This window comes from Rhizobium mesoamericanum STM3625 (assembly GCF_000312665.1).
Taxonomy (GTDB): Bacteria; Pseudomonadota; Alphaproteobacteria; order Rhizobiales; family Rhizobiaceae; genus Rhizobium; species Rhizobium mesoamericanum.
This window is the reverse complement of sequence record NZ_HF536773.1, coordinates 324,597-335,834: the sequence shown is the minus strand read 5'-3', so window position 1 is coordinate 335,834 and position 11,238 is coordinate 324,597. Positions and strand designations below refer to the sequence as shown.

Genomic DNA, 11,238 nt, shown 5'->3' with positions numbered 1-11,238 from the left:
CATGTTACTTGCCCCCTTGCCACGTCTTGTCATCGAACCGCTTGTACGCGCAGCTCTCCTTGAGGATCTCGGCCTTGCCGGCGACATCACGTCGGCTGCGGTCGTCCCGGCAGATCATCGCTCGTCGCTGGTCATGGTGGCGCGGCAGCGCGGCATCATCGCCGGTCTCGATGCTGCCGAACTCGCCTTCCATTTCGTCGAGCCCACGATCACGATGACCCGCCATAGAGAAGACGGGGCCCCCATCGAAGCAGGCGAGACCATTGCAACGATTGCTGGACCTTCGCGCGGCTTGCTGACCGGGGAGCGCACGGCGCTCAATTTCCTCGGCCATCTCTCTGGCATCGCGACGGTGACAGCAAGTCTGGTCGAGGCGGTTAGCGGCACGAAGGCATCGATTGCCTGTACACGAAAGACGACGCCTGGGCTGCGGGCTCTGGAAAAATATGCTGTTCGCGCCGGTGGCGGCATGAATCATCGTTTTGCGCTCCATGATGCTGTCTTGATCAAGGACAATCATGTCGCAATTGCTGGCGGCGTGGCGGAGGCGATTGCCCGCGCGCGTGCCGGCGTCGGGCACATGGTCAAGATCGAGGTCGAGGTGGATACGCTGGAGCAGCTGCGGGAGGCGATGGAACAGGGCGTCGACGCGGTGCTGCTCGACAATATGACCCCGGATCAACTGCGCGAAGCCGTCGCGATCGTCAATGGTCGTGCGGTCACCGAGGCTTCGGGTCGGGTAACCCCTGCGACAGTCGCTGCAATCGCCGCCTCCGGTGTCGACCTCGTGTCGGTTGGCTGGTGCACGCACAGTGCCCCAACCCTCGATATTGGGCTCGATGTGCAACGCTGACTGATATCGTTGGCCAAGACCGCCGGCGTATGACTACGCTTGCGACGCATCAAGTCGGGCGCGGGAACGAACTTTCACTGACGAGGTTCGCCACAGCGAAGCTGCTTATTGGCCTGCCTCTTTTGAACATGATTCTGGTCGGGCAGAGTCGTAAACATAAAGCCTGCTTTGTAGGGGGCGATCATTGGAGGGATCCAAGCCTTATTTAACTCTGTCTAGCGGTCCGCCAGCGCTTTGAGTGTTTGACTGGCTTTTCGCTCCCACGTCGTAGCGCCTTGCCGGCGAGCGAAGTCGATGGCCGCGCTGATGTAGTACACCGCGCGGTTTTCCCGACCGCAGCGAAGTTCGACTTTTCCCCGTAACCTAAGTAGCTCCGCCGTGAAATAGTTCTCCCCAGTGTGTTCAGCGAGCGCTAGGGCTTCGTCCAGAGTGGCCGCCGCCCGTTTTATGTTGCCGGCTTGCAGATAGCTTTCTCCGAGCAGGCCCAGGTAGCAGGACTTGTCGATTTCCTGCTCCCCAAGGTTCGCGCAGGTCTGCTCCATTTTCGCAATACCGAGGGGATCGTTTCCACGCGCCAAGATCCAGCCCTGAAAAAATGAGGCGACGTTCGTCCACATACGAAAGCCGTTCGTCCTGGCGAGCATGAACAGTTCGTCAAGCTTGTGCTGGAGCGGTTGGAACTCGTCACGTAGCGCGTAAAGGATGCAACAATTTCCAAGGCAGGCCGCCAGCTGGTATGCGGAATGGCGGCGCGCGTCGGCTTCTGCGGCGGCATAGAGTTCGATTGCCCTCGCGTCATGCCCGGTTAGCTGCAATGTCCATGACAGATAAAGCATTGCCATACTCGGAAAGTCGCTGCCGATTTCATCAGCGCGGTCCGCGTGACGAAGCGCTCGCTCAAGAAAGTCGCGAGCCTTTTCGAAATGTCCTTGCGAAAAAAAGCACATGCCTTTGAACTGCATGCCGAGGACAAGTGCTTTCAAGCTGTTGCGGGATTTGCCGATGACCAGCAGCTCGTCGCCCGCCCATTCGGCATCTGCGAAGCGTCCGGAGTTGAGTGCTGTGCCGAAAAGGCCATCCAGCGCGCGGACCGGCGCCTCCACATCGCCGAGGTGATCGCTCAGCCGGATAACATTGCGATAGGCTGCGCTACCTTCGTCGGTAACATAGCCGAAGGTAGCGTAAAGGACGTCGCCCCGTTCGAGTTCGAGTTCAAGCTCTATCCGGTCTCGCTTTGCCGAAGGAGGGCATTTCGCGAGGCAGGCAAGACCATTGGAAAACATATTCGCGGCTTCGACCTTTGCCCAGGTCCTGCTCGTGTTAAGACCTGCGGCTAACCATTTGTCGACTGCCTCCTCGAAAAGTCCGGCTTCGGCGAAATGCTGCGCGAGGACCTCCGGGTGCTCGGCCGCGAGCTTTGGATTGAGGCTCTCAACAGTGCGGGCAACCTCGGCATGAAGCTCGCGGCGTCGCTCTTTAAGGAGGCTTTCGCGCGCGGCCTCTTGCAGAAGGGCATGGGTGAAAGCATAGCGTGGTTCGCTGGCGGTCGTCTGCCGCATTACTAGCCCAGCCTCCACCAATCGCTGCAGCGTTGGCTCCACGATGTCTTGCGACAAACCGCATACCTGGGCAACAACCGGCAGGTCAAATTCACGCCCGACAACAGCCGCAACCTGTGCAATCACCTTGCCGGGACCGATTTTGTCGAGGCGGGACAAAAGTGAAGACTGGATGGATGTGGGAACGCCGACGGCAAGGTTGGGCGAATTTTGGCCACCCTCCTCAAAAAGCGGTCCACTCTCCAGGACAGCTCGAGCCAATTCCTCGACATAGAGGGGTACTCCCTCGCTCTTTTCCAGGAGCAGGAGGGCAGTTTCGTCTGCGATATCGCGCCCCGCGGTGAGGCGATGCAGGAGTACGCGCGCGTCATCATCGGACAGCCGATCCAGCGCAACTTTTCTGACGCCCCCTTCTGTTTCGGTTCGTCGGCGCGTTTCACGGGAGGTAATCAGGATAAAAATTGGAAATGGCCCTGTTTCTGCGATAAGGGCCTCAAGCAAGTCGCTCGATGAAGGGTCGATCCACTGCTCGTCCTCGATCGACAACAGCACTGGACCGATTTGCGAGAGATGATGCAGCCAGTCAATAAGGATCCTATGGGATAGGCCGCGTTGTCGCGCGGAAGGGCGTACATCCGCTGGTTTGTGGCGGTCAATCGCTAGAAGTTCTGCAAACACGGGCAATGACTCGGAAATGGGGACGGTGCTCAGGGCGAGAACCGTCCCCAGCTTCGTCATGGCGATTTCCGGTGGATCGCCCCCCTCTATTCCGGCGTATCGTTTGAGGAGGGTCAAAAATGGGAAGAGGGCGCTATTGGAATAAGTGCTGGAGCATTGAAGCGTGAGGTAGGTGCCCTGGCGAATGCGCCGTTGGACCTCGAATATCAATCGCGATTTTCCGATGCCAGGTTCGCCGACGATCATGGCAGCATGGCCGCGCTTTCGCGCGACCACCTCTTCCCACAATTCCAGCAGACCCGAGATTTCCGTTTGACGCCCAACAAGTTCGGTTAGCTCTCTTCTCTTCGCAAAGCGGTTCTCCAGGGATTTGGGCCTGTCGGCTCGCCAGACATGGACCTCATTCGGGAACCCCTTAAGTGCCCGGGACCCGAAATCAGTGAACTCGAACGCGCCGGCGGCAGCATCGTAAGTCCGCTGATCGGTCATGATTGTTTGAGGCTCTGCAATGGTCTGAAGGCGCTGAGCCAGATTTGGAATCGATCCAAGAGCAACAGTCGAAACTCCTGCCGGAGCGCCGACAAAGTCTCCGACGACGACCAGGCCACTCGCAATTCCAATGCGGACACGCAGTGGCGGCCCGCCGGACACTTTTACGTCAGGAACTAATTGCAGGATGTCAAAGGCAAGCTCAAGAGCACGCTCGGCGTCATCTTCTTCCGCTATTGGATACCCGAACAGTGCCTGAAATGCGTCGCCGACATAGTTGGCGGCGATGCCGTTGTGATTTCGGACCGCGGCAGTGCATTCAGCCAGGTAAGCCTTTGTCAATCTTGTGAAATCTTCTGGATCGAGGCGTGTTGCATATCCGGTCGAGTCTACCAGGTCGCAAAATAGTATTGTCAGATGCCGCCTCTCGGCTGAGGTCGCAAACGCTTTCGCGGCATCATCGGCATTCAGCAAACTTATGGCGGCGGCAATTTTCTTGCGCGGACCCACAGGGATCTCCATCTCGCGCAAATCTTCTTCAGAAAGCATGCGAAGGCTATCGCCGTCGATCTGCGATCGCGCGAATATGCCAGCGAGGTGCTCAAGTCCCAACCCCTCTAGCCATTTCCTCACATCTTCCATCGAAACTCCCAGCAAACCGGTGATGAACTCGCTCGCTCCCTGGGTATTCATGAGGCGAAAGGATAGCACTTCTCCAAGCGTCCAAGAAGCTGCGTTAACAAAACATCGGCGGGGCAAGTGTATGACCTAGTTTCGACGTGGCATGAATTTTCGGCGCAAACGATAGACTGTGAATGCTTGGACTGCCACGTGTCAGTTGCATGTGACATCGGCGAAAAGGACTTGTCCTCTGTCTGCGTACTTGACGCCACTTTGATCGAAGCAGAACCGTTTCGCCAAGACGCGCGCGAGATAGCGCCGGTTGCACATGGCCGGCAGATCCGCACGGAATTCGCGCGGCGTGGTGGAAGGCGCCGGATCGGTAAATCGCTTATGCCCGAAGTAGGACAGGTCGCCAACGAACATCGCTCGGCCAGAGGTGCCTCCATGCCCGACCGTTGTGTCGTCAATGGCATCCTTGGCTTCGTCGATTGTTGGATAGTCGCTTTCCAGAGGTGCTTTTCCCGATAACGGAATTGGGGTTGATTTAATCGCGATATTGAACCGGACATCATCACGCTGGGGCACATGCCCATAGTCATTGAGGTAGCTCCATCTCAAACGAAGAACGCGGTTCGCTCCGACTTCCCCGGTGGGGACGGGGAGCACTTCCGACGACACGGCGGTTGGTTGGGAGCCGTCCCCGCCCAATTGGACACCGGGTGCAGGGCACGCTGTGAAGAGCGGCTTATAACGACACTCTTTGCCGCCAGCTTCCCAAATGCAATTACTCAATTGCCGCCAGTCATCTTCGCTCATTTGGCCGCTCTCTGCAGTGATCTTGTTTCCTTCGCGGGGAACCATCCAGGGATGGATATTGCCGTACGCTGACCGTCGAGCCCAATCCGTTCGGTGCGCATCGATTTCGCTAAGCTTCAACACCTCCGCCCGGACACTGACGACCTGTGCCCAGGTCGGGTTCGTCACCTCCGGAATTCGGCCCGCGGCATCTGCCGCAATGCGTTGCCCGGTAATTTGCGTCGTCAGCGTATGACATTGGGTGCAATTACCGGAGGGGTCTTCGACGGTTCTTGCACGAGCAAGATCGGTGGCGTAAGTGGCGGTGTAAGCGGAACCGATAACACGAAAAGGTAGGCGCTCGTCGCGCTTCATCTTCGGGACGTAGTCGCCAAGGCTGAAGGCCAAGGCTCTCTCGCTTGCTGCTCCACCAAAGTATCCGATCCGGGCCTGGCCAATATGCGGACTAATGACGTACGGAGCCTTATTGTCATGACATGCGGAGCATTGGATCTGGAAGGTCGAGTCATACAGCGTGGCGGCGGTAGTTCGCCCTTTGTGATCTGCATAGGATCGGCCACCTGGGGGAGTGAAGGGCGTAGTCCAGTCAAAGTGTTGCCGATTCTTGCTGCCGTCAAAGAAAACGATTTCTCCGCTTTCTCGATTGAAACCAATGATCCCGAGTCGAGCGAATGTCGGATTGTTCTTCTGCCAGTACGGTTCCGGGTCTATTTCAAGGTGGGGGCTCGATTTCCGACAGAGCGAAACCCATTCGACGGTGCCTACCACCCTACGGCTTACACGCGAATTCATCCCGCAGTAAGTGACGTTGCCCGCAAGCGAAGGCTTGTCACATTTAGCGATTTGAGTGCTCCACTTGACGATCTTGCCTTTGGCGTCGCGGTGTTCGAATTGTAGAGGACTTCCACTGATTGCGGGGTTTGGTTTCAGGTCGACGATATTGCCGTCAATTTCTAATGGGATGACCTTCGCAGCTAAGTCGCCGCAATCGATGTCTGGGATCGGGCCGAAAACGGCACGTGCCTCGTCGCCGAATCTCGTGATGATGTCAGTGCTCGCTGAAGCCGGCTTCCATTGAAAGTCGCCGTTCCAGCGGCTGGAGGCCTCAGCGAAGGAAGTTGCCTCGGCGTTGTTTTCGGAACTGGGCCAGATCATCGTCTGGTCGGCGTGCGTAGCCAGTTGGGTGAATTGCTCGCAGAGTCGGAAGGCTTCGAATTGATGTCCTTGGTTATTAGAAAGCGCTTCTGTGAGTGGTTCCCGTAGCCGTACCGGGACCGTACAGGGCCGTGGGTCACAATAATTGCGATCACGGCATTTGGCTTCATCGGCAAGAATTGCGCTGTTTGCGGTGCCAGAGCCAAGCCGATCGAATTGGGTCGACTCAACCGCAATATGCGCCGACGTGGCAGAGCTGGACAACAGCAAGGCCATCGAGAGCGCACCGAGCAATCCAAAAGCGACAGAGCGCACGGCCTTCTCCGGGCTGAGGATTACCAACTTCAGCGGGCGCTTAGAGTAACCCTCGGTGAATCCGGCAACAGAACGATCATCGCGAATCTCCAGGCGCCTGCATCTCTCTTGAAGGTCGTCACCATTGTTGCGGTGTAATCAAGCACAGGTGTCTCGATTGTCGTAAATTGTATCGTGACGACGACCGTGGACTTACCCTGAATAGTGTCCTTGTCTATCAGGTTTAGCAGGGTATTGCTTTCGATGTGCCGTCTTCTGCTGATGTTTCCCATCTCGCCGTTTACAACGTCGAGGTAATCAAGCAGCCCTGTCCTATTGGTCTTCCTTTGCAGCTGTTTGCGGCCTGTGCACAGCTCGAAAGTGACATTGTCTAGCAGCATGGCGTCCACACCTTGAGTGCTTGCGTCATCAAGCGCCCAGTTGTAGCGGTGCAAAAGATCCATTACCTCCTGTCGATCGGACGGCGGGGGATTCACAACAGTCCTGAGATATTCGCGGTTGAGTTCGTAAGTGCAGGAGGGAAGATCTTGCGCTAACGCAGCGCTAGTCAATGCAAGCGAAGAGCCTAAGCCAAGCGCTAGGGCTGGCCATCGAATTTTAGGTATTATCCAGCCGCTGGCCATACTGTGCCCCCGTTGATGGAGAATGAATTTGTGTAGTGCTGTCTGTGCAATGCTAAAGCGGCTAGACGTAACCAGACAAAATGGCAGGCCGAATCCTGAGGACGGCCACCACGGTTCACATCTGCTTTTGTAATTAAAATTAGAATACGCTAAATAGCAAGCTATGACAACTGAGGGGTCGAGAGATTGCGAAGAAAGAGCAATTTGTGCGCGAATCTACATCCCGCCAACTGGCCATCAGCTGATGGCCTGCGGAAGGATGTTGCGCCGAACGAAAACCCCTTGGAATACATTCGGGTACCCGTGGTCGTACTTGTCACTTTCCTCCACCATGGCAGCCGCAATCTCCGCGGCAAAGCGGGGAACAAGCTGCACTCTTCTTGTGGCACCGACCAGAATATCGCGCATGTCGTCGCTGACCTGTCGCAGAGTTTCCGGCTCCAGGGAGGTGCCTGCCCTGACTGACAGCATGCCCGAGAGCGCTTCAAAGAAAGCCCCCGTAAAAATCCTGGAAAATGAATGGGCATTGGCCCAGATAGCGTCGGCCAAACCAACCTGACTGAGTTGAGCAGGGTCGATATAGAAGTGGTTATTCCATGCGTTGCGCAGGCAATCAACGTCCGCGTCTGCCGGCTTCACCAAACGTAGCGCAGAACCAAATTGTTGCCCAACTCGAGAGAGGCTCGAACTACTCCAGAAATCCCGTCCTAAAATTTCGGCGAGCACGAAGGAGCAGAACGTGGGAAGCTGCATCGCACACAGGACCGCGCTCATGTCACCGAAGGATTCGCCGAAGGCTTTGACCTCCAGTTCATCGGCCTCGAACAAATCTGAGCGTATTGCGTCCAGAACGGCGTGACCGAGTTCATGGCAAAGCAGATCGGGGCTCTCGCCCGAATAGACGACAAGAGTTGGATGCCCTGCGGTCGAGCCGTGATAAAAGCTCAAAGTCACCCCGTCATACTCGGAATTCAGGGCTTCTCCTCGATCAAGGAACACGTCCATTACTTGACCGCCGCGCCACTTAACGGGCGGCTGACTACTCGCAGCCCAAAAGTCGGCCGCCCGTCGCAGTGTTGCGGCGGCGTTCCAGTATCGAAATTCGACCGCCTTCGGTGGGTTGTCGCCGAGCGACGGGATAAGGTGAAATGCTAAGGGCGTTTTCGCGATGTCGGGTGCCGGCACCGTTATGATCCTGGCTGCCAATGCAGGATCTTTCTCCCAAACGGTTACTGTAGCAGGCATCTGTGATCCTCCCGAATACTTGATGAAAACGGCATCGTTTGGCCGTGTTTGCAACTATGGACGACGGGGTCATGTGTCTTGGAAAGTTCTATGGAGGCGGCCAAGCCCGTCCAATCCACCTATGGGTCTACTGAAACCCTCAATGACGCTCACACCGTCGCGGCGTTTAAACGGTCGATGAGGCCACCCGGCCCCGTAATTCGTTGCATGCTGCCCATCTGTTTCAACCAATGATACCACCCCGCAGGCTATTTGGGCAGGTGTGCCACTATAATTTGCAGTGCTCACAGTATGTTTTCGGAAATTCAATCCTCGAACTGTGGATTGGAATTGAAGTTTCGCGGGACTGGGAGGAACTGCAGCGTCGTGGCCCTTTGGGGCCGGGGTTCAGATTTTATGTGAAGCGGCCGCACGGATTGGCTCGCCGCATTGCGACGCCGGTTCACGACCTACCGGGCTGCGAAGGTCGGTTGATGCGCAGCTTCATTTTCGTTCACAAGGATGCGTTCGCTCGATCGCTTGCTGATCTCCAAGGTTTGCGTACTGCGGTCAATAATCACGAGACCAACTCGGGCAGCAATTCCGGTGTGAGATTGCCCCGCTTGCCGAAGGTGGGCACTTCTTCTCTGAGGTGATCGAGACGGGCAGCTACGGCGCAATATTGCTGCTATGCTGTTGGCAGGCCGCCGTCGCCGCATCGATTGCGTGACCTATGGCAATATTCTAGTTTTGCGCCCGATAGGCTCGCCGGTGTGCGCATCCTTGCCGAAGCGGCCAAGGGTCCGGGCCTACCCTCGTGACCTCGGTCGGCACCTCGGACGGTCAAGTTGAGTAGGTGCGCGATGCGCTTCGGAGTGCGATCGTCGAGGCTTCCTTGGGGGCGTCCACCAAACGCTTGCGCTTTGGGGGTTCGTCATACGATCGGATGCAGACTATCAGCCTCCGCCGGACCTGGAACGCAAGGCCGCCGCACCTGGCTATCTCCAAAAACCAGAGCGATGTTCCATATACAACCAGGTGGCTAATCCTCGAAGACCTTGCCTGTACGAGCCTCGAGTCGGTAGCGGTTGCCGGGATAGATGAGGCGCGCCGTGGAGACGACGTGCCGCCCTGACCAGGTGCGGCGACGGATCGCAAGGCATGGCTCGTTCTTGAGGATCGTCAAGAGCTTGCATTCCCAGGACTGCGGCATGGCAGCCTCGACAATATGCTCGGAGCCGCTCAGCGGGGCCGTTGCCGTCAGATAGGCGTTCGGGGTCAGCGAAGCGAAATCCTGGGCCAGATAATCTGGCGCTGCTGCCGGGTTGACGAAGCGGTCTTCGATCTGCACCGGCACGCCGTTCTCGCTGTGCACGATCAAGGAGTGAAACACAGGCGCGCCGATATCGAGTTCCAGTGCGTCCGCCGTCTCCGGGGAGGCTGGTTCCTGGCCCAAAATCACCACGGAAGCCTCATGTGCGTGGCCGCGCTCTGCAATCTCTTCGGCGATGTTGCGCACCTCGAACAAGGCTGAGTAACCCTTGCGCTCCGCGACAAACGAGCCGACGCCCTGAATGCGAACCAGTTCGCCCTCACTTGCGAGTTCACGAAGCGCCCGGTTGGCCGTCATCTTGCTGACGCCGAGCTCGCTCACCAGTTCGTTTTCAGAAGGCACACGATGCTTTGGGGGCCACTCGCCGCTATGGATCCGGTCGAGTATCATCTGCTTGACACCGGCGTAGAGCGGTGCGGTATCGTTGTCCCGCTTCATCTCGCCTGGACGCTTCATTGCTTATTCCTTTTGCAACGGTGGAATCCGCTCGATAAGTCGACTTTCCTCTTGCATAACACAAAATATCTCATATGGTACCCTATACAACCTCTCGAAAGATCGGCCAGCAAAAAGGTCGGCATCGGGCAAGCCGGCGTAGACCGGTGTCGGACCGTAAGGTCAATCGTCACTTCAGAGGAGAAAGAACCAATGAAATTCAGCGCGCTTCTTCTTTCCAGCGCCTTTGCGCTTTCGGCCTTTGCTGCTCCTGTTGCGGCCAAGGACTGGAAGACTGCCACGATTACACTTGAGGGTGCGTACGCGCCCTGGAACATGACCAATGCCGACGGCACGCTCGGCGGCTTCGAGCCAGAGCTTGCGAAGGTTCTGTGCGAACGCGCGAAGATTGAATGCAAGCTCGTCGCCTCCGACTGGGACGGCATGATCCCGGCGCTCAATGCCGGCAAGTTCGATGTCATCATGGATGCCCTGTCGATCACCGACGATCGCAAGAAGGTCATCGGCTTTACGATCCCCTACGCTGCGACACCGGCAGCCTTTGCAACGGCCAAGGACAGCCCGCTGGCCAATGCAGCTGGGACGGGCGCCACGATCAAGATGACACCAGGCCAGACCGGCGTTAAGGAAATCGATGCGCTGAAGGCGGCCTTCAAGGGCAAGACGATCGGCATTCAGGCCGCCACCGTCTATGCGAAGTTCGTCTACGACAATTTCGGCGACATCGCGGAAATCCGCGAATACAAGACCGGCGCTGACCGCGATCTCGATCTGCAGAACGGCCGTATCGATCTCGGCTTTGACGATGCCGTCTACTTTGCGAACGCTTTCCAGTCTGCCAATGACACGCTGGCATTTACCGGTCCTGAAATCGTCGGCTCGATCTGGGGCGAGGGTGAGGGCCTGGGCATTCGCCAGGCCGATACCGACCTTCGTGACAAGTTCAACGAAGCGATCAAGTCCGCGCTTGCCGACGGTACCGTGAAAAACCTGTCGATGAAGTGGTTCAAGGTCGACGTCAGCCCGCAGAACTGATTTCCGGCGGCGGCCGGACGTCCCGGTCTCCGGCTTCAATGCCGGGGGCCGTATGCTATTCTGACACGCCGAGACAGC

Annotated in this window: 7 protein-coding genes; 2 read left to right on the top strand and 5 right to left on the bottom strand. The window is 57.3% G+C overall.

Annotation, left to right across the window (positions count from 1 at the left end):
- Position 1 precedes the first annotated feature (1 nt).
- On the top strand, positions 2-853 hold the full coding sequence (gene nadC / locus BN77_RS21920) for a carboxylating nicotinate-nucleotide diphosphorylase (protein WP_007536119.1): 852 nt from the start codon (positions 2-4) through the stop codon (positions 851-853).
- 215 nt (positions 854-1,068) lie between these two features.
- On the opposite strand, the gene BN77_RS21915 is transcribed toward nadC, so the two are convergent.
- The 5 genes from BN77_RS21915 to hutC form a co-directional block, all read right to left on the bottom strand.
- Complete coding sequence (locus BN77_RS21915) at positions 1,069-4,221, bottom strand: ATP-binding protein (protein WP_040678618.1); 3,153 nt, start codon at positions 4,219-4,221, stop codon at positions 1,069-1,071.
- Positions 4,222-4,413: 192 nt separating this feature from the next.
- Positions 4,414-6,450: a hypothetical protein gene (locus BN77_RS21910; RefSeq protein ID WP_157224496.1), complete on the bottom strand. Its 2,037-nt coding sequence runs from the start codon at positions 6,448-6,450 to the stop codon at positions 4,414-4,416.
- A 68-nt stretch (positions 6,451-6,518) separates the two neighbouring features.
- Positions 6,519-7,112, bottom strand: a complete 594-nt coding sequence (locus BN77_RS31490) for a nuclear transport factor 2 family protein (protein ID WP_007536111.1) — start codon at positions 7,110-7,112, stop codon at positions 6,519-6,521.
- 237 nt (positions 7,113-7,349) lie between these two features.
- Positions 7,350-8,357: a gluzincin family metallopeptidase gene (locus tag BN77_RS21905; protein WP_007536109.1), complete on the bottom strand. Its 1,008-nt coding sequence runs from the start codon at positions 8,355-8,357 to the stop codon at positions 7,350-7,352.
- Positions 8,358-9,378: 1,021 nt separating this feature from the next.
- The gene (gene hutC, locus BN77_RS21900) at positions 9,379-10,125 is read right to left on the bottom strand and encodes a histidine utilization repressor (RefSeq protein WP_007536104.1); all 747 of its coding nucleotides are present in this window, start codon (positions 10,123-10,125) and stop codon (positions 9,379-9,381) included.
- Between the two features lie 192 nt (positions 10,126-10,317).
- On the opposite strand from hutC, the gene BN77_RS21895 reads away from it, so the two are divergent.
- A complete protein-coding gene (locus BN77_RS21895; RefSeq protein WP_007536101.1) occupies positions 10,318-11,160 on the top strand; it encodes a transporter substrate-binding domain-containing protein in 843 nt (280 codons plus the stop codon).
- Positions 11,161-11,238: the final 78 nt, after the last annotated feature.

Coding starts and splice junctions, on each gene's coding strand:
- nadC (WP_007536119.1), top strand. CDS start 2: ATGTTACTTGCCCCCTTGCCACGTCTTGTCATCGAACCGCTTGTACGC.
- BN77_RS21915 (WP_040678618.1), bottom strand. CDS start 4,221: ATGGAAGATGTGAGGAAATGGCTAGAGGGGTTGGGACTTGAGCACCTC.
- BN77_RS21910 (WP_157224496.1), bottom strand. CDS start 6,450: ATGGCCTTGCTGTTGTCCAGCTCTGCCACGTCGGCGCATATTGCGGTT.
- BN77_RS21905 (WP_007536109.1), bottom strand. CDS start 8,357: ATGCCTGCTACAGTAACCGTTTGGGAGAAAGATCCTGCATTGGCAGCC.
- BN77_RS31490 (WP_007536111.1), bottom strand. CDS start 7,112: ATGGCCAGCGGCTGGATAATACCTAAAATTCGATGGCCAGCCCTAGCG.
- BN77_RS21895 (WP_007536101.1), top strand. CDS start 10,318: ATGAAATTCAGCGCGCTTCTTCTTTCCAGCGCCTTTGCGCTTTCGGCC.
- hutC (WP_007536104.1), bottom strand. CDS start 10,125: ATGAAGCGTCCAGGCGAGATGAAGCGGGACAACGATACCGCACCGCTC.